Annotated in this window: 19 protein-coding genes and 4 tRNA genes; 7 read left to right on the top strand and 16 right to left on the bottom strand. The window is 61.2% G+C overall.

From position 1 onward, the window contains the following. The coding region (locus KBX17_RS04265; protein WP_256018644.1) for a helix-turn-helix domain-containing protein at positions 1-181 on the bottom strand (181 nt) is incomplete at its 3' end. 334 nt (positions 182-515) lie between these two features. Between KBX17_RS04265 and KBX17_RS04260 the strand changes: the two genes are divergently transcribed. Continuing rightward, a complete protein-coding gene (locus KBX17_RS04260) occupies positions 516-1,013 on the top strand; it encodes a hypothetical protein (protein ID WP_256018642.1) in 498 nt (165 codons plus the stop codon). A 17-nt stretch (positions 1,014-1,030) separates the two neighbouring features. Here KBX17_RS04260 and KBX17_RS04255 read toward each other — a convergent pair whose 3' ends face one another. The 5 genes from KBX17_RS04255 to KBX17_RS04235 all read right to left on the bottom strand — a co-directional run bounded on the left by KBX17_RS04255 (position 1,031) and on the right by KBX17_RS04235 (position 8,053). Further along, on the bottom strand, positions 1,031-1,753 hold the full coding sequence (locus tag KBX17_RS04255) for an RraA family protein (RefSeq protein WP_005287318.1): 723 nt from the start codon (positions 1,751-1,753) through the stop codon (positions 1,031-1,033). Between the two features lie 97 nt (positions 1,754-1,850). Continuing rightward, on the bottom strand, positions 1,851-4,925 hold the full coding sequence (locus tag KBX17_RS04250; protein ID WP_256018640.1) for a prealbumin-like fold domain-containing protein: 3,075 nt from the start codon (positions 4,923-4,925) through the stop codon (positions 1,851-1,853). A 344-nt stretch (positions 4,926-5,269) separates the two neighbouring features. After that, positions 5,270-6,193: a tRNA glutamyl-Q(34) synthetase GluQRS gene (gluQRS, locus tag KBX17_RS04245; protein WP_256018639.1), complete on the bottom strand. Its 924-nt coding sequence runs from the start codon at positions 6,191-6,193 to the stop codon at positions 5,270-5,272. After that, the gene (locus tag KBX17_RS04240; RefSeq protein ID WP_256018637.1) at positions 6,190-7,002 is read right to left on the bottom strand and encodes a nucleotidyl transferase AbiEii/AbiGii toxin family protein; all 813 of its coding nucleotides are present in this window, start codon (positions 7,000-7,002) and stop codon (positions 6,190-6,192) included. The genes gluQRS and KBX17_RS04240 overlap by 4 nt, the downstream gene beginning before the upstream one ends. Further along, positions 6,989-8,053 carry a type IV toxin-antitoxin system AbiEi family antitoxin gene (locus KBX17_RS04235; RefSeq protein WP_256018635.1) on the bottom strand — a complete coding sequence of 355 codons (1,065 nt, stop codon included), beginning with the start codon at positions 8,051-8,053 and terminating at the stop codon, positions 6,989-6,991. Before KBX17_RS04235 ends, KBX17_RS04240 begins: the two co-directional genes overlap by 14 nt. A gap of 142 nt (positions 8,054-8,195) precedes the next feature. On the opposite strand from KBX17_RS04235, the gene KBX17_RS04230 reads away from it, so the two are divergent. After that, positions 8,196-8,852, top strand: coding sequence for a queuosine precursor transporter (locus KBX17_RS04230; RefSeq protein WP_156774784.1), 657 nt, complete (start codon positions 8,196-8,198; stop codon positions 8,850-8,852). Between the two features lie 7 nt (positions 8,853-8,859). On the opposite strand, the gene tgt is transcribed toward KBX17_RS04230, so the two are convergent. The 6 genes from tgt to KBX17_RS04200 form a co-directional block, all read right to left on the bottom strand. Next, positions 8,860-10,113 carry a tRNA guanosine(34) transglycosylase Tgt gene (gene tgt, locus KBX17_RS04225; RefSeq protein ID WP_256018634.1) on the bottom strand — a complete coding sequence of 418 codons (1,254 nt, stop codon included), beginning with the start codon at positions 10,111-10,113 and terminating at the stop codon, positions 8,860-8,862. Further along, the gene (locus tag KBX17_RS04220; RefSeq protein ID WP_256018632.1) at positions 10,110-12,509 is read right to left on the bottom strand and encodes an MMPL family transporter; all 2,400 of its coding nucleotides are present in this window, start codon (positions 12,507-12,509) and stop codon (positions 10,110-10,112) included. Before KBX17_RS04220 ends, tgt begins: the two co-directional genes overlap by 4 nt. Positions 12,510-12,596: 87 nt before the next feature. Beyond that, positions 12,597-12,684: transfer RNA gene (locus tag KBX17_RS04215), tRNA-Ser, on the bottom strand. A 56-nt stretch (positions 12,685-12,740) separates the two neighbouring features. Continuing rightward, positions 12,741-12,953, bottom strand: a complete 213-nt coding sequence (locus KBX17_RS04210; protein WP_005287340.1) for a CsbD family protein — start codon at positions 12,951-12,953, stop codon at positions 12,741-12,743. A gap of 93 nt (positions 12,954-13,046) precedes the next feature. Continuing rightward, on the bottom strand, positions 13,047-13,535 hold the full coding sequence (locus KBX17_RS04205) for a nucleoside deaminase (protein WP_370687268.1): 489 nt from the start codon (positions 13,533-13,535) through the stop codon (positions 13,047-13,049). A 7-nt stretch (positions 13,536-13,542) separates the two neighbouring features. Continuing rightward, the gene (locus tag KBX17_RS04200; RefSeq protein ID WP_005287348.1) at positions 13,543-14,031 is read right to left on the bottom strand and encodes a tRNA adenosine deaminase-associated protein; all 489 of its coding nucleotides are present in this window, start codon (positions 14,029-14,031) and stop codon (positions 13,543-13,545) included. A gap of 39 nt (positions 14,032-14,070) precedes the next feature. Here KBX17_RS04200 and KBX17_RS04195 point away from each other — a divergent pair, with 39 nt between their 5' ends. From KBX17_RS04195 to KBX17_RS04180, 4 genes are all read left to right on the top strand, one after another. After that, a complete protein-coding gene (locus tag KBX17_RS04195) occupies positions 14,071-15,114 on the top strand; it encodes a prephenate dehydrogenase (protein WP_255994726.1) in 1,044 nt (347 codons plus the stop codon). A gap of 146 nt (positions 15,115-15,260) precedes the next feature. Further along, positions 15,261-16,526, top strand: a complete 1,266-nt coding sequence (locus KBX17_RS04190; protein ID WP_256018630.1) for a glycine betaine/L-proline ABC transporter ATP-binding protein — start codon at positions 15,261-15,263, stop codon at positions 16,524-16,526. Beyond that, complete coding sequence (locus tag KBX17_RS04185) at positions 16,526-17,407, top strand: proline/glycine betaine ABC transporter permease (RefSeq protein WP_255994724.1); 882 nt, start codon at positions 16,526-16,528, stop codon at positions 17,405-17,407. Before KBX17_RS04190 ends, KBX17_RS04185 begins: the two co-directional genes overlap by 1 nt. Before the next feature lie 205 nt (positions 17,408-17,612). Then, positions 17,613-18,518: a glycine betaine ABC transporter substrate-binding protein gene (locus KBX17_RS04180; protein ID WP_256018628.1), complete on the top strand. Its 906-nt coding sequence runs from the start codon at positions 17,613-17,615 to the stop codon at positions 18,516-18,518. 97 nt (positions 18,519-18,615) lie between these two features. Here KBX17_RS04180 and KBX17_RS04175 read toward each other — a convergent pair. The 4 genes from KBX17_RS04175 to KBX17_RS04160 all read right to left on the bottom strand — a co-directional run bounded on the left by KBX17_RS04175 (position 18,616) and on the right by KBX17_RS04160 (position 20,366). Continuing rightward, positions 18,616-18,691, bottom strand: a tRNA-Arg gene (locus KBX17_RS04175). Positions 18,692-18,751: 60 nt separating this feature from the next. After that, the gene (gene mgtE, locus KBX17_RS04170; protein ID WP_256018626.1) at positions 18,752-20,116 is read right to left on the bottom strand and encodes a magnesium transporter; all 1,365 of its coding nucleotides are present in this window, start codon (positions 20,114-20,116) and stop codon (positions 18,752-18,754) included. An 83-nt stretch (positions 20,117-20,199) separates the two neighbouring features. Then, positions 20,200-20,275: transfer RNA gene (locus KBX17_RS04165), tRNA-Arg, on the bottom strand. Between the two features lies 1 nt (position 20,276). Beyond that, positions 20,277-20,366 (bottom strand) — tRNA-Ser (locus tag KBX17_RS04160). A 78-nt stretch (positions 20,367-20,444) separates the two neighbouring features. On the opposite strand from KBX17_RS04160, the gene KBX17_RS04155 reads away from it, so the two are divergent. Next, the gene (locus KBX17_RS04155; RefSeq protein ID WP_256018625.1) at positions 20,445-21,476 is read left to right on the top strand and encodes a histidinol-phosphate transaminase; all 1,032 of its coding nucleotides are present in this window, start codon (positions 20,445-20,447) and stop codon (positions 21,474-21,476) included. Positions 21,477-21,487 lie beyond the last annotated feature (11 nt).

The following is a 21,487-nucleotide window of genomic DNA, read 5'->3' as shown; positions in this document are numbered from 1 at the left end:
GACATGGTGGTAGATTACCTTTCTTCCCAGCCCAACCGGGCTGGATATCAGGTGTCCACCAAAAAGGGGTCAGGTCCATGCGTTGGCGGGAGATGCCGAATCGTTTGGCGACTTTGGTGACTGGTTCGCCTTGATCGCGGACGGCTTTGACGATGGCGAGATTTCGGTTCGGGCTGTTCATCTGTCAACGATGTCCCGACTGATACCAGCACCGTCACTAAACACGCGGGGGTGGCGGGAGGTGTCAATGATGTCGCGACTGAGGTGTCAACCATCACCCCAGATTGTTTCTACCCCCTAAGTGTCAACAATGTCGCGACTGACCTGTCAACCATCAGGAATGCTGTCCCAGGCACGCCGTGTCAACTATGTCATGACTTCAGACACCACATCCTCCGCCACACGAAATGCCCTGTCTGCACTGTTCAGGCCAGGGCATTTTGCTTATCGACGCCCCCGCTGCCCCCAGCTTTAAACTGACAACCTATGTCCATCAGTGCGCAGGCGGCGTTGGCGTGATCGCCGTAGTCATAACGGTGGTTGCCGTCGGGGGCCTTGTCATTGTCGCTGATGCGACGAGCGCCCACTCCGCAATCTTCGTCCTCATGGTGACTCTCACGGGATTCGGATGGGCGCCGTTCGTCGGCAATTCGCTAGAACGCTATATCCCGCACTCCCTGTGGGATCGAATGTCCATGTCACACGAAACCTCTCGTCGATGGGGAGTCTCGCAGTTCAATTCTTTCCTATCGCGGATCGGCTGGAACAAGCTCATCTTCGCTATGCGGGAGGATAGCGCGACCGGAGAGCGAGACCGCTGGGACCCACGGCACATGAGGTCGGCCGCTGCTGGCCATGGGTGGGGGTTCCTGCTTCATGCCGCGACCGCAATCTGGGCTGGCGCGTCCGGAGGGTGGATGGCTTTGATAGTCCTTCTGCTGGCCGGGGTTGTCCTCCACCTCTACCCGGTTCTGCTGCAGATTCGTGTGCTGACCCGCTTGCGTGAACGCTAGTCCTGCACCCTAAGGGTTTAGCGCTCCTCGTCGACTTCCTCTTCTGTTTCGGGAGTGACAGTGCCCGGGTTATCCTGGCCGATGTCACCGCGCCTCTTGGCGGGCACCCATTCCTCGCTGATCTTCCGGAAGAAGTCCTTCTCTTTCTTTTCAGAATCGGCGATGTTGTCGAGGACTTCCTGGATGCGGCCGGCAGGGACGACAGTGACACCGTCGTTGTCGGCGATGATGAGGTCCCCGCCTTTGACCACCGTGCCAGCGCAGGCGACCGGGTAGCCCACCTCCGCCGGGCCGAAACGAGTCGGACCCATCGGCGTCGTACCGGTGGCGAAGACCTGCAGGCCGTACTCTTCCAGATCGTTCACATCGCGGACAGGTCCGTCGACGACGCAGCCGAGCACGCCCGCTTCCACCATCATGCGGGCGATCTGGCCGCCGATGATGGCCGATCCGTCAGCTCCGCGCGCGTTGATGACGAAGATGTCGCCCTCTTGCGCGTCGTCAAGCGCGCGCCACACGCCGAGATTGTCACCAGGGGTGCAGTTGATCGGGAATGCGTTGCCGATGGCGCTGCCTTCGCCGGTGATGCGGCGGATCCGGCCTGCCATCGTGGTCAGGTGGCCGAGAGTGTCACCCACGACGGCGGCTTCGGCATCGTGGAGGCGGTTCAGGGTGGACAGGTCGTAGCGCTTCCAAGGGTCATTGACACGGACGTTGGACAGATCAGCATCGAAGAGCATGCGCCCCACTGTATGCACAACTGCCACGGTGGGGAGAGCCCCATAATTGGGCTTTCGCCAGGTCAGTCACGCCAGACGAACGGTTCGCGCGGCAGCGCTAGATGAGAAGCCGTCTCCTGGCACCCTGAGAGTCATTAATCACGGACATACTTCCCAGAGCCAGCAACAAGAGCCCAAATGCGCCTAAACGGTGCACACCGGGACCGCCAGTTTTCGGTAGTTGTGGCTGCTCAACATTGACAACTGTCAGAGCAACACCATCCACGCCACCCGCATCTCGGACCTTTTGAGCTTTCGGATCATCTGGGGGAAGCGCCACTCCGACGCTCGTCGGTTGACTCAATAGCTGGAGTTGGGAGCGACCATCCTGCCCGCGGGTGATCATGAACTCAATCGGTTGCGCAAGCCGAAGGTAGCCCGGAGGCGCTTGCGTCTCTACCAAAAGGTACGGTTTGTCGAATTCCAGGCCACTGACCGAGTAGCCGCTCGCCGGGTTAGGGACGATGTCTGAAACCTTCGCGCCCAGTCCATCGGCAGCATTCTCGTCCTTTTCATGAAGCGCGAACTTAGCTCCATCGAGCAGCTCCAAGTTGTCGCGTCCGTCATTATCGGCCATCTTGAACAGCGCCAACGAGGTTTTCTCTGCCCCAGTAGAGTTGCTGAACCTACACGTCACGGCCTGCAGGCCGGGGTTTGAAGGAATCGTCAGCCTACTCTCGATGTCAGACCTATCAGTCAGGTCTGACAGTGCTTCCGTCGGAACCACTGTCCCGTTCGCGGACCACGCATGGCCTTCAACACATTTGAGCGCGGACGAATACTGCTCAGTGTGCTCCTTGGCTAGCTTCTCGCCGTCTCCATCGCGGAACCCCTCAAAGATCCCGTACGTTTCACCACGTTTGACATAGCTAAAAGCAACCTGGTCCTGCAGCCCGGTCTCAGGCGTTGATGCCGTAACGGCCCCTTCCAAATAGGTGCGCCTATTCGTCAGCGATGACGGGTCTCGATAGGCCCCCAGTTGGAATTGGTCATCGTCTTCGACACGATCGCCCGTGACCTCTTTTTCGATCCGTAGAATCAATTCATTAACCGGGCCCGAATCATAAATCGAGGTGGCCCCCCACAGAGATTGGTTCGGTTTAAATATTCCGTACGGAGTGCTTTCAACCGTTGCTTTTAATTCATCACCCTCAAGGTCGTATCCACCCTCTCCATCCGAGACAAAGTGAGACCACACAAGACCGGAGTTGGCAACGCGATCGTGAGTTCCCTCCGTTTGCGTCGAAAGAATGTACTCACCAAAGCGGCCCATGCCATAAGTTGGGCGGGGAAGGTTTCCTATAATTTCTCCTTCCTTGCTACGCCCCGCATCCGGGTTACCTGGCTCCAAAGCCGGCCAGCGGACAATAACGGACTCAGATCTGGAAAATCCCGAGTCAGTAGTGCCGGCTCCAAACAGGCTTCCGTCTGACCCCACGAAGAAGTCACCTGCAGACGATACTTCTTTTCTTCCACTATCTGGCCACCTAAGGTCCAGCTCTTCAATATCTGCGCCAAGCTCGCATACAGAGTTCAAAGCTGGATCTTTCACGCAAGAGGGATCGAGCTTCCAAATGGGACTGTATCCCTTAGTTTTCTTCGGTGTAGAGAAGAGTAGCTTGCCATCGTAGTCAAAGGTCAAAGAATTGAGCTGCCCACCATCTGTCAAAGCGCTACCGGCCGCAGATGCTCCCAGGTTGAACGAACCTCGGCCTACGTGAGCACCGGTACGAGCATCGTATTTATCCATGACGAAACCGTTAGAGTTCGTAGATTGACCCACAAACTGGACGGCGTAAAGGTACTTACCGTCCTTGGTTACCGCGATATCGCCGTACCCGAGTTTGGCGGGAAACTGCCGACCGATCCTTATGGACCCTAAATCCGGGGAAATGTCGTACCTAGTGAACTGGGACGCAGTATTCACCCAATAGGTATGTTCTGTCGGGGTTCCGGATAGCCCAGAATCAGGCTCGACCTCATACCCTTCGCGTGTGAGTTTGTAGCGAACCGTGAGGGTGTCACCGTTCTTAATCGTTGGCCTTTTACTGAAGATTAAGAAGTGAGTGGAAGACCAAACATCGAGAGGTGCGCCCGCTCCCTTTTCGTCCACTGAGTGCTCGACCAACTTCCTGAGCCCCCGTTCCTGCGCAGACAGCGAATTCTCCGGGTTCGTGTCCTTACTGTCGTTGAGCCACATATACTCCAGCCCCTCGAGCTTGGCCCCTTGTTCGAGAATGAACCAACCGCGGGGGTTGAATCGAAGCTCGTTGAACGGCCCACCCTGGGGACCCATGCCGTCAACTTGGAACGTGAAACGAATCGTCGCTACCTTGCCATCATCCTCTTCTGGCACGATTTCGGTCAGCTGGAAAGTCGGATTCTTACCGAGGGAGAAGTTGTCCCCGCCACCCTTGTACTCCTGAATCTTCCATATATCCGCTTGCGGATCGTCTGCCGCTGCATACTGTCGGCTTCGGAAGAGCTCTAGGGAGATGGAAAGCTCGCTGTCGAGAGCCTCATCAGCCGTTTCCAGGCGCCACGACTGCCCGCTGAAGACACTTCCTGCATCCACCTCGACATCCACTTCAACCAGGTTCGTGTCGGTCACGTGAGTTGGGCGTTTAAGGCTAATGATTTGCCTATCCTGATCATCAACGCCTTCTGATACCTCAACTTCATCCGAGTTGAAACGCGCCTCTACCGCGTTCACTTGGGCTCCGGCATCTTGGCGGACGAGCCTGATGTATTCATCTTGCCCCAGCTCGGCGGAAGACACCTTACTGGCGAGTGTGTACAGAAGATTCCCCTCGGCATTGGATCCCTTGGGAATCGAGATGACGTCACCAAAGCGCGCCGAGTTCAACGAATCAATGGTTTGATCTCCGGCACTCGGCGTTCGGTCGTCGGGCGCATCGCTCCCAGCCGCAGTCCCGCCACCGTTATCTCCCATTCCGTCAGCCGGCATATCCAAGGGAGTTTCTCCCGCATCGGAAACAGATGCTTCGTCCGAGGCCGACTCGGTTGCGGTTTGGGAGACCGCAACCGGCGCAACACTACCGATAAGCAGGGCACCGGCAGCCGAAACTGAGCACAAGAACCCCCGCACACGAGTATGTGAACGTTTGGTCATCGTCCTAGCTCCTTTAGTTTCCGGTATCTAGCCGTGCCCAAAAAGCTTGACTCCAGTTTCGAGCGAACAGGATCGTTTATGTTGGGAAAACTTCTTTTGCGATCTCTCTGGGGGCGGTAATCGTGGTCGAAGCTAACCCACCCCTTGCAGTATGTCAATTACCTGTCATACCCCTCACTACATGCGTAAAGAACATTTAAAATTAGACTTAAGCCCGGTTAATTAACCGCTTTATGTTCTCTCGGAACCCTCTGGCATTCTTCGGGGATGCTTCTCACAATTGCAGCTAATGCTCCGCAGGGATAAGGGAAGAAAACTCAAGGGTGCCTGTCTCGGTACTGTTCTCAGTCGCACCAGACGAACGGCTCGCGCGGAAGCGCTTCCGGATCGAATTCCTGGAGCAACAAGGCCATGTCCGCGCCTGGGTAACCCAGCGACTCTGCGATCGCGCCTGGGACGTCCACGGCGCCAGCGTTCATCTCGCGCAGCGTGACGGCTCCGTCGCGCTTGGCTAGCCTGCGCCCCTCCTTGTTCACCACCAGCGGCACGTGCACGTATTCCGGCTCGGCGTATCCCAGCTCGTGCGCCAGGTAGGCCTGCGCCGGGGCGGAGGCGAGCAGGTCATCCCCGCGCACTACCTGGTCGACACGCTGGTCGCCGTCGTCCACGACCACCGCGAGGTTGTAGGCCCAGTCCCCTGCCTGCGCCTGTTCAAGGTTGCCGCCGCGGCGCAAGATGACATCGTCGACGGGGCCGGTGAACTCGCCGTGATAGAAGTCCCGCACCGTCCACTGCTCCGCCTGGGACTTCAGGCGAAGAGCGGGAAGGCGGTTTTCGGCGCGGAGGAGGGCACGTTTCTGGGCGCGGGTCTCGTCGTCAAGCTCTCTGCACGTGCCTGGATACATGCCGGGCTGAACATGCGGGGCGGACGCTGCTTCGCGGATGTCGCGGCGCGTGCAATAGCACTCGTAGACCAGGCCTTTTTCGGTGAGCGTGGCGAGTGCGGCCTCGTACGCCTCGGAGCGATTCGACTGGTAGATGACCGGCTCGTCCCACTCGATGCCGACCGCCGCGAGGTCCTCGAGCTGGCGCCGGGCCGATTCCGCCGACGACCGCTCCGAATCAACATCCTCCACCCGCATGTAAAATCGTCGGCCCGACTGGCGCGCGAACAACCACGCCAGCACCGCCGTGCGCAGGTTGCCAAAGTGGAGATCACCGCTGGGGCTGGGGGCGTACCTGGCTGCGGGGGCATCGAACGGGGTCATATGCTCATACCTCTGATCCCCTCGTTGAGCCCGTCCAACAGAGAATCTACTTGGGCTCGCCTGCGATCCTTTGGGAGAGAGTGTTCACCACGACAGGTCAACTCTTTGGCAAGGAGTTCAATGCCATTCTCAGGCTCACGCTCGAACCTCTCATGCAGAATGGACGCGGCCTCCACACCCAGCTCTACGGCTACATCTGCCCCGAGGACGAAAGCGGCCAGTTGGTCATCTGGGAAAATTTCCTCCGGCTCCCGGTATTCCAAGAACCGATCAAACAGTCGTTCAGCTTGAGGCTCTCCGTACCAAGCCATGATCAGGGCGAGGTCATAAGCGTCTTTGTAGTTCCCCTTCAGATAGCGGTCTAACCATGCATGCAGCTTTAAAGCCGCTAGACCAGGAACAGTAGGAATCTTGATCTGCATACCGTTAGACAACGTGTGGAGGTCTGCATTATCAAACGCTTCCTGAAATCCGGCGACATTCATTTGGATCCCGTCATCTGTGACGACAGTCCCAGGAGGGGTCTCCAAGGGCCCAAAGGGCACCAGATCAACAGGGATATCACCGATCTTCACCTCTTGCCAGGCGCTCGAGTGTGGTGAGAACGCAGAACGGAGAGCCAAGAAGGCACCCCAATCTTCAACCGCAAGGCCTAAATCCACATCCCCGGTGGCGCGAGCCGGTTCCGCGTTGCGGAAACTGGACTGGTGAATGTCACGACAGGCCGCCCCAACGACCATCACGCTATCGAGTGAAATAAACTCCCCCACCTGCTCTAAGACAGTGCACATATGTTCATCGTTGTGCATCGATATCCCTAAGCAACTGCGCTCTGATGGTTTGCGACACTTCGACCAAGCGAGGATCACGAGTCGCTGCGAGGTCAGCAATCAGGAGGATGCGCGGGGCAACCGACCATCCGTGCATGTCCGACTCAGAATCGATCACCCGCTGAAGATCAGGTGCCCACGGTTGTGACCAAAAGGCCCTCCGAACGAGCACATTCCCTTGCGGATCGTTGCGCATCCTTGAGTCTTTTATCAAGCTCTTCAGATCATTTCGATGATCGACGTACAACGTGACAGAGTCGCCACCGCGCACCAATTCCGGAACAGCCGCTTCCCCGCTGACCCAGCCACGTGGATCTATGTCTCCCAGGCGAGACAGCTCAGCTTTCCCGTGGAACAACTCAAGACGCTTCCCGAGACCTGTCGAGTAAGCGTCCACCCACGTGTCCACCAATGTCTGCACCTTGTTGGGCGTGAAGCTGAATCCGCTGCCCGATTCGAACAAATACCCCGTCTCCTTCAGCAGGGAAAGCGTTTGCGAGGTCGTTCCTACAGAAGTGTCTGAAGCCTTCGCCAATAGCCGGGTCGGTTTGCCGAGCAGCTCCGGAAACGACAAAAGCACAGCTATCACTTGCGCACGCCGCGGTGTGAACAAGTTTTGCGCCGAATTCACTGGACCAGAAAGCTCCCCGCCTCTCGCCCTTCCGGAGCTTTCGGGGGCGCGAGTCCGGCCTCGGATATCCACAAATATCGGACCCTCATTGACGAAACAGTTGCCCCGCGCATCGAGGTACATAATGTTTCTCTGGCGCAGCGATTCAGCGACTGCAGGAGTGATGTTCTCCGATAAAAGAAGGAATCGCTCCCCCGTCCGTTGCTCTGGAAAATACTTAGACGGCAGTGCTCCCATGAAACCCACCACCGGGTAAGCAACCGCTTCCGGATCCCGAACGTCGATGAGATTAAGGAGGCCTGAAGGCGGCTCAGATCCGAACTCAGATCTAAGCTCCAGTCGGACCGGCAGCCTTTCGAGCGCAAGAACCCGATTCGCAGCGTCGATTTCACGCAACATAGCAATCAAATTAACATCCAGACGCCCTCATCGCTCATTTTAATTGAACGTTCATTTTTACTGAACGTTCCAAGTTCATAAACGCTAGCCACTTATGCACGCGATCGGGTTAAAGCTAGAGATGTGTGCAAAGATCATGCGCATGAGTCATCCCGTTTCGCGGTCCCCGTACCCCTACCTGCTCGCAGTGTTTTGCGCGGTGTTCCTGATTTCCAACATCACCGCGCAAAAGGGCGTGCAGATCGGCCCGCTGATCACTGACGGCGCCTTCTTCCTCTTCCCCATCTCCTACGTGATCGGTGACGTTATCGCCGAGGTGTACGGCTTCAAAACCGCCCGGCGCGCCGTGTTCACCGGTTTCGGCATCGCGGTGCTCGCCGTGGTGTCTTTCTACATTGCAATCTGGCTCCCGGGCGCGCCGTTCTACGACATGCAGGACACTTTCGAGGCGGTCCTCGGCCTGTTGCCGCGCATCGTCGTCGCGTCGCTGACCGGTTACGTCGTTGGCCAGCTGCTCAACGCGTGGGTCCTGGAGAAGATGAAGGACCGCTTCGGCACCGACAACCTGTGGGCCCGCCTGATTGGCTCCACCATCGTCGGCGAATTCGCTGACACGTTCCTGTTCTGCTCCATTGCGGCCGGGGTCATCGGCATCGACTCCGCGGGCGCGTTCATTAACTACGTCGCTGTCGGGTTCTTCTGGAAGACTTTCATTGAGATCGTCCTGCTGCCGATCACCTACCCGACCATCGCTGCCGTGCGCCGGAAAGAAAAGGAAGTCAGCTCGACGACGGCCTAGCAGCCCCTTATCCGCGCCCCGCGTAGTACCGCCCCAAGAATTCGTCGCGGTACTCATAGAACCTGCCCTCGTCGATGGCAGCGCGGATATTGTCCACCAGCCGCAGCATGAACTCGAGGTTGTGCAGGGTGCATAACGTGCCGGCGAGGAACTCCTTCGCCTTGAGCAGGTGGTGGATGTAGGCGCGAGAGTAGTTCTCGGAGACGTAGCCGCCGAACTCCTCGTCAATGCCGGTGAAGTCGCGTTTGAAGCGGGCGGCCATGAGGTTCATTCGCCCGTCGAGGGTGTACACGCCGCCCCGGCGGCCGAGGCGGGTCGGCGCGACGCAATCGAAGGTGTCGGCACCGTTCTCGATGCAGGTGAACAGGTCGTCGGGTTCGGAGATGCCGAGCATGTGGCGCGGTTTGTCCTCGGGAAGCTCGTCGGTGACCCAGCTGGTGATGGTGCCTAGAATCTCCTTTTCCAGCGCGCCGCCGATGCCGAAGCCGCCGAATCCGCGCCGGCCTTCCGCGCGTGCCTCCTCGTCCAAGGCAAGCAGCCCACGTACTGCTTGGCACCGCAGGTCCTCGTAGTTCGCGCCCTGCACCACTCCCCACAACGACTGCAGAGGCTTGCCCTCGCGCTCCCGCGTGAGCCGATCATGTTCGCGCAAACACCGCTGCGCCCACAGCCGCGTGCGCTCAACAGAGTGCTCTTGGTAAGCGCGCGTATCGACGAGCGTTGTCAGCTCATCGAACGCGAACATGATATCCGCACCGAGCTGGTGCTGGATCTGCATCGACTTCTCCGGGGTGAAACGGTGGGCGGAGCCGTCGATGACGGATTTGAAGTCCACGCCGTCGTCGTCGACACGCGCCATGCGGTCTTTGTTCGCGGCGCGGATGTCGCTCTCGGTCAGGTCGGTGATGTCCATCGCGAGGATCTTTTTGAAGCCGACACCCAGGCTCATCACCTGGAAGCCGCCGGAGTCGGTGAATGTCGGGCCGCGCCAGTTCTCAAACGCCGCCACTCCCCCGGCCTCGTCGACAATGTCGGATCCGGGCTGCAGGTACAGGTGGTATGCGTTGGACAGAATCGCCTGCGCGCCAGCCGCCCGCACCTGCTCCGGGGTGAGCGTTTTCACCGTCGCTTTCGTGGCCACGGGAATGAACGCGGGCGTGCGGATGTCGCCGTGCGGAGTATGGATGACGCCGGTGCGGCCGTTCGCGCCGTCGAGACGCGTGCCCAGGGTGAAGCTCAGATCCACGCGCTGTTCTGTCATGCGTGGACTCCTCGTTCCTCGAACTGCTTCTCCAGTGCTTCACCCTCAACATCCAGGTTGGGCAGGATGCGGTCGAGCCACCCCGGCATCCACCACGTCGCCGTACCCAGGATGAACATGGTGGCGGGGACAAGCGCCATGCGGACGAAGAATGCGTCGAAAAGCACGGCGGCGCCGAGCGCGAAGCCGAAGATCTGGATGAACGGCAGCGGCTGGTCGATGAAGGCGACGAAGACGGCGATCATGATGATCGCGGCGGCCGTGACCACGCGCGCACCGCGCACAAAGCCCTCCACCGTGGACTTTTCGACGGCGGCGAGCGTCGCCTGTGAATCGCCGCGCGCGCCGTGCGAACGCGCCCCGGTGTACTCCTCCCTCATGCGTGTGACCAGGAAGACTTGGTAGTCCATCGCCAGGCCGAACGTGACGCCGATGAGGAGGATGGGCAGGAAGGACAGGATCGGACCCGGCGTGTTCACCAGCCCAAACAGGCCGTACTGGAAGAACGCGACCGTGACGCCGAACGCCGCGCCGACGGAGAGCAGGAAGCCCAGCCCCGCGACCAACGGCACCATGAGGGACCGGAACACCAGCACGAGCAGGATCACCGCCAGGCCCACGACAATGCCCAGGTAGAGCGGCATCGCGTCGGCGAGCTCTTCGGTGATGTCCATCTGCACGGCGGTGAACCCGGTCAGGCCGATGTCAGCGCCGGTGGCGTCGGTGATCTCGCGGTCGACCTCGCGCAGCGCGTGCGCGGTATCCACGGTGTAGGGATTATCCGGGCCGGTGGTGGGCGTCGCCAAGATCTGCGCGGCGGTCATGTCCTCGTTGACCGCGATGAGCTGCGCGTGGGTGATGCCGTTGACGGATCCAGCGCGCTCCATCGCGTAGAGGAAGGTCGACAGCTGCGCCTTATTCTCCTCCTCATCCGGCAGCACGTTGACGTAAGGCTGCAGTGCCTGGGCGTCGGCGTTCACGTCGTGAGCGTCGACGATCAACAGGAAGGGCGCATTGACGCCCTCACCGAAGCCCTCCGCCATGAGGTCGGCGGATTTACGCTGCGTGGTGTCCAGGTTGGAGTTGGAGTCCGACGGCAGCGACATCTCCATCCCGAGCACCGGCACCGCGAGCGTGCCCAGCACGAGCACGACGCTGGCCATGACCAGAGCAGGTGCGCGCTTGATCGCGTTCACCCACGACCTGCCCAGGGACCTTTCCTGCAGGTTCTTGCCGGGCCGGTCGCCGGGGCCGGGGTTGCCGGCCACACCGGGAATCTTCGCGGCGAACATCTTGTCGCCCAGCGCGCCCATGAGTGCGGGCAGCAGCGTGATAGCCACGAGCACGGCGATCGCAACAGTGACGGCGGCGGCAATGCCCATCCAGGACAGGAACTCGATCTGCGCCAGCACCAGGGCAATGAGCGCTGTGAACACTGTCGTGCCGGCGAAGACGACTGATGACCCGGCTGTGCCCACCGCCAAACCCGCAGCTTCCGGGCCAGGTAAACGGGTGCGCTCGGTCTTGTAGCGCGACAGGATGAACAGCGCGTAGTCAATGCCGACGGCCAGGCCGATCATGATGGCCATCGTCGGCGTGACCTCGTTCAAGTCGACCCAGTGCGTAGTCATGAGGATGAGGAACACGCCGAGCCCCACGCCCAGCACCGCAGTGATCACCGGCATGCCGGCCGCGATGAGCGAGCCGAACGTGACAATCATGACCACGAATGCGATCGCAATGCCGACGATTTCCGAGGTGGCCTTGATCTCGATCGGGTCGCCGTAGCCCGGCCCGCCTGCCTCCACCTGGAGGCCTTTGTCGCGGGCGAGCTCCATTGCCTCCGCGACGACTTCGCGTTCTTCGGCGGTCACCTGCATCGACGTTTCGGCGCCGAATTCGAAGGTGGTGTAGCCGATGCGGCCGTCGTCGGAAAGCAAGCGCACATTGTGGGCGTCGGCCTTGGCGCGCTCCTCCGGCATGCCCATGTCCGTCATCATGGACACGATCTGTTCGGTTTGGGCCTTGTTGACCGTGACCGGGTTGCCGAAGCGGTCTGTGCCAGTGAGCCCGTCGAGGTTGTCTTCGATGTAGGCGATGGTCTCGTCAATCGCCGCCATGTTGTGGGCGGCGTCCAAGCGCTGTCCCTCCTGCGCGGCGAAAACGAGGTTGACCGACGGGGCTTGGACCGGATCGCTCTGGTCAGGAAAGTTCTCGTTCAGCGAGTACAACGCGTCAATCGACGGTGTTCCCGAGATTTCGAAGTCGCTTGTCAGCGGCTTCATCAGTGTCAGTGCCCCGGCCAGTCCGGCGACAAACAGCAGCAGCCAAGCGACGATGACCTTCCACTTGTTCAGGAAGGACCATTTGCCGAGCCGATAAAGAAACGTCGCCACATGTACCTTTCAAAAAAGTTCGGAGCCTGGGTGCGATTCAGCCTGTTGTCGACTGAATATTACCCAAACTCCGAACTTCAAAATTTTTGGCGGTAGCGGCGGGATTTGAACCCGCGGAGGTTTTACCCTCACTCGCTTTCGAGGCGAGTACCTTCGGCCGCTCGGACACGCTACCGCAGAACAGACTAACGGCAACGTGACCGGCGAACCAAATTCGCCTTAAGGGGCTACTTAAGCCTCGTCGCGCTTGTCCTGGACCTTGCCAGCGACCTCGTTGAACTTGTCCTTAGCAGCGTCACCAGCGTCGGACAGCTTCTCCTTGATGTCGCCGCCGAGCTGGTCAGCCTTGCCCTCGTTCTTCAGCTGGTCGTTGTCGGTAGCGTTGCCGAAAGCTTCCTTAGCGTCGCCCTTCAGCTGGTCTGCCTTGCCTTCAAAATCAGCCATGATCTTCTCCTTTATCTAAGTGAGTTTCGCTTACGTCGCCCATGGTAGAGAAAGTCGGCTGTGGCGTGGGTAACGATTTCGTTTCAATCGCCTTCAAGCTCGCCCATCGGCCGTGTGACCACGGACTTCACGCGCAAAGAAGTCCCGCATCAGTGAGGCGGTTTCAGTCTCCAGCACGCCTCCGCGCACTTCGACGGTGTGGAGATGAGGCGGGTCACGCAAGACGTCGATAAGCGATCCGACAGCTCCCGTCTTCGGCTCGTACGCGCCGAAGACCAGCGATTGCACGCGCGCGCCCAGGATTGCGCCGGCACACATCGTGCACGGTTCCAACGTGACCACGAGCTCGCAGCCATCCAAACGCCAGGTTCCCAGTGCCTGCGCCGCCTTTCGCGTGACGACGACCTCCGCGTGCCCCACCGGATCCCGATCCGTTTCACGCCGGTTCGTCCCGGTGGCAATCTCTTCACCGTCCGGGCCGTAGAGGACAGCACCGACGGGAATGTCGCCGATGGGTGTGGTCCGGGCGACCTCGATGGCGCGGCGCATCCGCTCCTCGGCCTGTGCCTGTCGCCGGCTCACCGCGGGATCACCGCCTGATCACGCGGTCCAGTTCGTCGGCAAAGCCGAGTTCGTCCGCAATGGAGTCGATGATGGTGGAGGGGTCGGCGGAGGTGTCGTCGATAAGCACTGCGAGCACCTGCTCGGAGAGACCAACGTCTTCCAGAATGGCGAAGTCGCCGTCCGCCCACCCGTCGACATTGTCCAGCTCATCCGGATCGATGTCCGGGATGTCAATGCCTGCCTGGTCGAGGATCTCCGCAGCGAAATCATCGTCCACGCCCATCGTCGCGTCCGAAATGAGCACGCGCACGTCACTCGGGCCGGGGCGCACAATGACGAGGTACTCCTCCTCGACGTTCAGCAATGCGAAAGCAGCGCCCTCGCTACGCAGGTTGCGGACCGCCTTCACAGCGGTGGACAGGTGCTCGAAGTCATCGTCGAACCCTGCGACAACCCACTCGCCACCACGCATGGCCACGGTCACCGCGTAGCCATCCTCAAACTCTGCACCCATGCCTAGTCAGACTACCCGCGTTGTGGAACACTTGTCAGGGTGAACGGCCACAATCTGAGCAAGCGCGAACTCCCCCCTACCTGCGTGATCGGGCTAGGGCTCATCGGGGGATCCATCATGCGAGATCTGGCCGCCGCCGGCGTAGATGTCTACGGCTACAACCACTCCCGCTCCGGCGCACGCGCCGCCTCCCGCGAGGGTTTCGACGTCCACGATGACCTTTCCAGCGTGCTGTCCCGCGCCGCCTCCGACAACGCCTTGATCATTGTCGCCGTGCCGATGCATGCCGTGGAAGATGTGCTCGACGGCATCGCCCTGTACGCCCCGAACTGCGGGGTGACCGACGTGGTGAGCGTGAAAAAGTCCGTTTACGATCTGATCCGCGAGCGTGGCATGCAGCTGCGCTACGTTGGCGGGCACCCCATGTCCGGCACCGAAGATTCCGGCTGGGGCGCCTCACGCGAAGGCTTGTTCACCCGCGCGGCCTGGGCCGTCACCTACGACTACGCCGTCGAGTGCGACAACGCAGGTCGCCGGGTGCCGGCGGACTGGATCGAGCTGTTTGCCGACGTCTGCGAGCTCGCCCGCATCTGCGGCGCGGAAGCCGTGCCGGTGTCTGTGGCTGCCCACGACGAAGCTGTCGCACGGGTCTCCCACCTGCCCCACGTGCTCGCCGAGGCGCTGGCCATCGTCGGTGACCGTGGCGGCACCCTCGCCCAGTCGCTGGCGGCTGGGTCCTTCCGCGGAGCGACCCGCGTCGCCGGTACCGAGCCCGGACTCGTGCGCGCGATGTGCGAGACCAACGCCGATGCCGTGGTGAAAACTATCGACGAGATCTTGGTCCTCCTGCAGGATGCCCGCGACTCCCTCGCCGACCCGGACCGCCCCTCCATCGAGCAGCTCGCCGGTGCCGGCTACCGCGCCGCCACCCGGATGGGCGCACGCAAGGGCGCCCGCGCCGAATCCGTGTCCCCGGTGAAAATCTCCTCCCGCCCCGTCATGCGCATCCAGCTTGGTGCGCACGGCTGGGTCAAAGCACTGCGGCAAACCGAGTCGCTCGGCGGGCGCATCGACGTCTTCTAGTCCACGCGTGCCCTCGTCTATGCCCCTGTTTCATCGTGCGGCATGTCGTGATCTCCACTCTCTGAGCTCGATACTGGGTGAAGTATGTGGAAAGATGAAATCCCTGAAGAACCTGAATTTTCAGTGTAATTTTTCTGGAGGCATGCATGACAACGATTTCAGCTCGGGGACTCTATAAAGTCTTCGGCAAAGATCCGCAGAACGCGATCGCCGCCCTTGAAAACGGCGTGAGCCGCGAAGAACTAATGAAAAAGGGCAGCACAGCCGCCGTCATCGACGCCTCTTTCGATGTGGAGCCGGGCGAGATTTTCGTCATCATGGGCCTGTCCGGCTGCGGCAAGTCCACGCTCATCCGCATGGTCAACGGACTCTTGCCCGCCTCCGGCGGCACCCTAGAGATCGACGGCACCCCGTTGACGGAGATGTCCGAATCCCAGCTGCGCGACCTCCGCCGCGACAAGATCTCCATGGTCTTCCAGCATTTCGCGCTGCTCCCCCACCGCACCGTGCTGCAGAACGCAGCCTACGGCCTAGAAATCAAGGGCGTGCCGAAGGCCGAGCGCGACGAGAAGGCGCACGAGGCGCTGCGCATGGTCGACCTCGACGGATGGGCCGACTACATGCCGGGCGAACTCTCCGGCGGCATGCAGCAGCGCGTCGGCCTCGCCCGCGCGCTCGCTGCGGACACCGATGTCCTGCTCATGGACGAGGCATTCTCCGCGCTCGACCCGCTGATCCGCAAAGACATGCAGGACCAGCTCATCGAGCTGCAGGGCAAGCTGAACAAGACCATTTTGTTCATCACCCACGACCTCAACGAAGCCATGCGCATCGGCGACCGCATCGCGATGATGCGGTCCGGCCGCATCGAGCAGATCGGCACCGCCGAAGAAATCCTCCAGAACCCGGCGAATAACTTCGTCGCCGACTTCGTCAAAGACGTCGACCGTGCGCGCGTGCTCACCGCCGACAACATCGCCGAGCAGCCGAAGGAGACCCTCGGCGCAGGCCACGGACCGCTCACCGCGCAGAAACTCCTGCGCGAGACGCAGAACCCGTGGCTCGTCGTTCTCAACCGCGACCGCACGCCCGCCGGCATCGTGTGGGAAGACGCTGTCGCGCGCGCCGTGCGCAACAGCGAGAACGCGCTTCCGCTTAACGACGGCCCGGCAACCCACACCGTCCACAAAGACACCCCCCTCCACGAGCTGTTCCAGCTCGCCGCGGACTCCCCGACCCCGATCGTGGTCACGGACAACGACGGCAAATTCTGCGGTGTCGTTCCACGCGTGACGCTGCTGTCCGCAGCATCCACCGAGAGCAGCGATCCCGCCGCGGCGGCCGTCGCCGACGATGCCGATGCCCGCGCTGCAACCACTGCACACACCACGACCAACGAGGTGAACGAGTAATGGACCAGACTTTGATTCCCCGCATCAACGTCGGCGACTGGGTCAACGACGGCATCGACTGGCTCACAGACAACGCCACAGTGCTTTTCGACGCCTTCAGTGCCGTCATGACATTCCTCGTCGAGGGCTTTTCCAACGCACTGTTGTCCATCCCGGTCTTCATTCTGCTGGCCATCCTGGTGCTCATCGCCTGGTTCGTCCGCTCCTGGCGCTTGGCCCTCGGCGCTTTGATCGGCTTCCTGCTGGTGATGGGCATGCGGCAGTGGGAGACCATGCTGCAGACAATGTCGCTGGTGCTCGTGTCCACCCTGACCGCGGTAATCATGGCGATCCCGCTGGGCATCTGGGCGGCGAAGTCGGAGACGGTGAGCAAAATCGTCCGCCCGATCATGGACTTCATGCAGACCATGCCGGCATTCGTCTATCTGATTCCGGCCGTGACCTTCTTCTCCATCGGTGTCGTGCCGGGCGTGTTCTCCACCATCATCTTCGCGCTGCCCCCGGGCGTGCGCATGACGGAGCTGGGCATCCGCCAGGTGGACGAGGAGACCGTCGAGGCCGGCCGTTCCTACGGCGCGACCCCGTGGCAGATTCTGCGCGGCATCCAGCTGCCGCTGGCAGTGCCGACGATCATGGCCGGAATCAACCAGGTCATCATGCTCTCGCTTTCCATGGCCGTCATCGCCGGCATGGTCGGCGCCGACGGTCTGGGCAAAGAAGTCACCGCCGCGATCTCCACGCTGGATGTCGCCCAGGGTGTCGAAGCAGGTCTGGCCGTGGTCATCCTGGCGGTCTACCTCGACCGTCTCACCGCCGCACTGGGCGATTTGAATGCATATAAGTCGTCTCTTTTGACCCAGATCCGGAATCGAAAAAACTAGCGCACTCCGCCCTACCTGCAATTTTCCTTGGCTGAAGATTGGATCATTCTCTATAATTGGTGGAATGACCCCACATCTGCTGGAAAAATGAATGCGCTGCTTCACCGCTGAACCGCTCGGGGTGAGGCGGCGTCGCCTTTTCTGGCGGGGGCGGGGGAGGCACGGAGATTTTGTCTTACACAGTCGAAGAAGGGACTTACTTTCAATGACCATCCGTAAAACGCTAGCTACGCTGTCTGCCGCCACGCTCATCTTCGGGCTGACGGCATGCTCCGACTCTGGCGACACCGCTTCGAGCGAAGGCGGCGAGGGAGACAAGGGCACCATCACCCTGGGCTACCTGCCGTCCTGGACCGACGGCCTGTCCACCGCTTACCTGCTGGAGAACAAGCTCGAGGCCGCCGGCTACACCGTCGAGCACGAGACCCTCACCGACGCCGCCGTCCTCTACGCCGGCCTGGCCAAGGGCGATATCGACCTGTACCCGTCCGCATGGCCGGAGAAGACCCACGCGCAGTACATGGACAAGTACTCCGACGACATCGAGGACTTGGGCGCCTACTACGACAATGCACTGCTGACCTGGGCTGTGCCGGAGTACATGGAGGACATCAACTCCATTGAGGACCTGAAGGGCAAGGCGGACGACTTCGGCGGCAAGGTCGTCGGCATCGAGCCTGGCGCCGGCCTGACCAAGGCATCCGAGGAGGCCATCACCGAGTACGGCCTGGATGCCGACGGATACTCCTTGTCCACCTCTTCCACCCCAGCTATGCTCTCCGAGCTGCAGACCGCGGTGGACGGCGAGAAGGACATCGTCGTCACCCTGTGGCGCCCGTTCTGGGCCAACTCCAAGTTCCCGGTCAAGGACCTGGAGGACCCGAAGGGCGCACTCGGTGAGCCGGAGTCCCTGCACTGGCTCGCACGCGGCGGCTTCGCCGAGGACAACCCCGAGGTGGCCAAGTGGCTCGAGGACCTGAAGCTCTCCGACGACGAGTACGGCTCCCTCGAGGACACCGTGGTCAACGAGTACGGCGAAGGCAAGGAGCCTGAAGCGATCGAGGCATGGCTGGGGGAGAACCCCGACATTGTCAAGGATCTCGAGAGCTAGTCTTTTGAGTTCCTAGCAGCTCCGCGCTCGCTGCAGCGCAGGGGTAGGCAAAAGCGAAGGGCCCTACCTGAAACACCAGGTAGGGCCCTCATTTTATTGGTGCGCCCGGAGGGATTCGAACCCCCAACCTTCTGATCCGTAGTCAGATGCTCTATCCGTTGAGCTACGGGCGCGTGCTTTTTGCAACGAGATGTAACGGTACACCACGGTGAACAGCAGGCAAAATCAGCAGGTCACAGGCCCAGGACCGAGGTAGCGATGAGGAAGTAGATGATCAGACCCGTCGCATCGCAGAAGGTGGAGATGAACGGGTTGGAGAACACTGCCGGGTCAGCGCCCACCGTCTTCGCCACGATCGGCATGGCGCCGCCCACCGTCGCCGACATTGTGCAGATGGCCAGCAGGGTCGATCCGATGATGATGCCGATGTCCAAATCGTAGACCAACGAGGCCAGCACGAAACCGATCGAGCCGAGAACGGCACCCAGCATGAACCCGACGCGGATTTCACGCCACATGACTTTGAGGATGTCGGACTTGTGGACGTCGCCAAGCGCAAGGGCACGCGTCACGGTCGTTGCCGCCTGGTTGCCGGTGTTTCCACCGGTGCCGGTGAGCAGCGGGATGAACAGGGACAGCACCACGGCCTGCTCGAGCTTCCCTTCGAACACGTCCAGGACCTGCACGGTGAGAATCGCCGAGATCGCCAGCACCAGCAGCCACACGATGCGCGAACGCATCAGGGTGAACACGGGCGTGGATAGGTACGGCCGCTTCAGCGCTTCCGAACCACCCTGGCGGGCACTGTCCTCGGTGTCCTCAGACTCGACCACGGCCTGAGCCTCGTCGAAGGTGAAAATGCCCACGAGGCGGTTATTATTATCCACCACCGGGATGGCCAGCAGCGCCAGCGGGAGGAACCAGCGGGCGGTATCTTCTGCGTCATCCTCCGCCCGCGCCCACGGCGAATCCTGCACCAGGTCAGACACGAGGTCGTTGGCGTCCGCGAGGAACAAGTCGCGCATCTTCACAATGCCCGCCAGCTGCCGGTCCTCATCCATCACCGGGATGGTGTAGATGGTCTCCAGCTCCTCGGCCTCTTCGCGCAGCAGGTTCGCGACCTCTTGCGCGGTCATGTCCCCGTAGATCTCCGGAATCTCCGGGGACATCACACGGCCGACCGAGCCCTTTTCGTAGCCGAGGACCACATTCGTGTTCTCTTGGTCCTGCTCGTTGAGCTCTTTGAGGAGGCGGTCGGCCACCGGGGCGGGAAGCTCGTCGAGAAGCATGACGCGGTCTTCCGCACCCATCTCCTCGAAGAATGCGGCGACTTCATCGTCGCCAAGCGCGCGCACCATGTCGGCCTGGTGGTTGGGGTCGAGCGCGTCGAAGACAGCGCCGGCGCGCTCGGGCGACAGCAGGCGGAACAGCACGGCACCGCGCTTGACGGGCGAGCGTTCAATCAGCCAGATGATGTCGTTGAGCTGGGCCTCTTCTAATAGGCCGGAGATTTTTTCGGCGTGGTCGCCGTCGATGTCGTGCGAGTCGATCATGCGCTCGAGTTCAAGCAGGGCGTCGTGCTGCTCAACGGTGGCCATGCTGGTCCTTTCGCCACGGGATATTCCGAAGCTTGAGGGTAGCGGAATATCCCGGCCAGCGAAGTCCGAGCAGGAGCTAAAAATGGTGCGCCCGGAGGGATTCGAACCCCCAACCTTCTGATCCGTAGTCAGATGCTCTATCCGTTGAGCTACGGGCGCGTGGCGGAGATGACAGGATTTGAACCTGCGGACCTCGTGAAAGGTCAACTCCTTAGCAGGGAGCCCCAATCGGCCACTCTGGCACATCTCCAACGGCCTTCAGCAGGCCTGGACTTACATTACCCACATTCGTGCGGTCGGCCAAAACACCTGTCTAGAATCTTTGAGCATGATCCGCCCTGACCTCGCCGCCATCCCCGCCTACGTCCCCGGCACGTCTGATCCGGAGGCGTTGAAGCTGTCCTCGAACGAGGTTGCTGGCCAGCCTCTCCCGGCGGCTGCGGAGGCGATGGCCAAGGCCGCGATCACCGGCAACCGTTACCCGGACATGGGCACGACACAGCTGCGCACGGCGCTGGGCAAGCACCTCAGCGTCGATCCCGGCAACATCGCCGTTGGCTGCGGTTCGTCCGCGCTGTGCCAGCAGCTCGCACAGGCCACGTCCACACCCGAGAACAACATCGTCTTCCCGTGGCGCAGCTTCGAGGCGTACCCCATCTTCTGCCGCATCGCCGGGGCCGAGCCGCGACCGGTGCCTTTGCTTGACGACGGCCACCTCGACCTGCACACCATCGCGTCCACCATTGACGAACGAACGTCCCTGGTCTACCTCTGCTCCCCCAACAACCCGTCGGGCGCAGTGGTGACCCGCGCCGAGTTCGACGACTTCATGGCCCGCGTTCCGGACCATGTCACCGTGGCGCTCGATGAGGCGTACGTCGAGTTCAACCGCGACCCCGATGCCGTCAACGGCTGCGACGTTTGGCGGGAGCACGACAATGTCCTGTGTTTGCGCACCTTCTCCAAGGCGTACGGTCTGGCGGGCGTGCGCATCGGATACGCCTTCGGGCACCGCGAGCTGATCGACGCCGTGAACAAAGTCGGCGTCCCCTTCCAAGTCTCCGCCATCGCCCAAGCCGGGGCGCTCGCTTCGCTGCACCACTCCGACGAGCTGTTGGCCCGCCTCGAAGACACCATCGAGGTCCGCGACGAGGTCGCCGACCGGATCGGCGCCGCCCGCTCCCAGGCCAACTTCGTCTGGCTACCCGCCGAAAAGTGCAGCCGTGAACCCGCCGCGATCGCCGCTGACTTGGCCCGGCGGGGCGTGCTCGTGCGCGCCTTCCCCGAAGGGCTCCGCGTGACAGTGACCGACCGCGAGGAAGCCGACGAGTTCCTTTCCGCGTGGGACGCGGTCAACTAACCGCCCCCGCA

Source organism: Corynebacterium sp. CCUG 65737, from assembly GCF_024454115.1.
Lineage (GTDB): Bacteria > Actinomycetota > Actinomycetes > Mycobacteriales > Mycobacteriaceae > Corynebacterium > Corynebacterium genitalium.
Note: the sequence above shows the minus strand (reverse complement) of the source record. Positions and strands in the feature narration are given on the sequence as shown.

What these genes read in the sequence shown, in the direction of transcription:
- KBX17_RS04210 (WP_005287340.1), bottom strand. Translation starts at nt 12,953, where the DNA reads ATGGCTGATTTTGAAGGCAAGGCAGACCAGCTGAAGGGCGACGCTAAG.
- KBX17_RS04235 (WP_256018635.1), bottom strand. Translation starts at nt 8,053, where the DNA reads ATGTTGCGTGAAATCGACGCTGCGAATCGGGTTCTTGCGCTCGAAAGG.
- KBX17_RS04250 (WP_256018640.1), bottom strand. Translation starts at nt 4,925, where the DNA reads ATGACCAAACGTTCACATACTCGTGTGCGGGGGTTCTTGTGCTCAGTT.
- gluQRS (WP_256018639.1), bottom strand. Translation starts at nt 6,193, where the DNA reads ATGACCCCGTTCGATGCCCCCGCAGCCAGGTACGCCCCCAGCCCCAGC.
- KBX17_RS04190 (WP_256018630.1), top strand. Translation starts at nt 15,261, where the DNA reads ATGACAACGATTTCAGCTCGGGGACTCTATAAAGTCTTCGGCAAAGAT.
- KBX17_RS04240 (WP_256018637.1), bottom strand. Translation starts at nt 7,002, where the DNA reads ATGCACAACGATGAACATATGTGCACTGTCTTAGAGCAGGTGGGGGAG.
- KBX17_RS04185 (WP_255994724.1), top strand. Translation starts at nt 16,526, where the DNA reads ATGGACCAGACTTTGATTCCCCGCATCAACGTCGGCGACTGGGTCAAC.
- mgtE (WP_256018626.1), bottom strand. Translation starts at nt 20,116, where the DNA reads ATGGCCACCGTTGAGCAGCACGACGCCCTGCTTGAACTCGAGCGCATG.
- KBX17_RS04255 (WP_005287318.1), bottom strand. Translation starts at nt 1,753, where the DNA reads ATGCTCTTCGATGCTGATCTGTCCAACGTCCGTGTCAATGACCCTTGG.
- KBX17_RS04230 (WP_156774784.1), top strand. Translation starts at nt 8,196, where the DNA reads ATGAGTCATCCCGTTTCGCGGTCCCCGTACCCCTACCTGCTCGCAGTG.
- KBX17_RS04200 (WP_005287348.1), bottom strand. Translation starts at nt 14,031, where the DNA reads ATGGGTGCAGAGTTTGAGGATGGCTACGCGGTGACCGTGGCCATGCGT.
- KBX17_RS04180 (WP_256018628.1), top strand. Translation starts at nt 17,613, where the DNA reads ATGACCATCCGTAAAACGCTAGCTACGCTGTCTGCCGCCACGCTCATC.
- tgt (WP_256018634.1), bottom strand. Translation starts at nt 10,113, where the DNA reads ATGACAGAACAGCGCGTGGATCTGAGCTTCACCCTGGGCACGCGTCTC.
- KBX17_RS04155 (WP_256018625.1), top strand. Translation starts at nt 20,445, where the DNA reads ATGATCCGCCCTGACCTCGCCGCCATCCCCGCCTACGTCCCCGGCACG.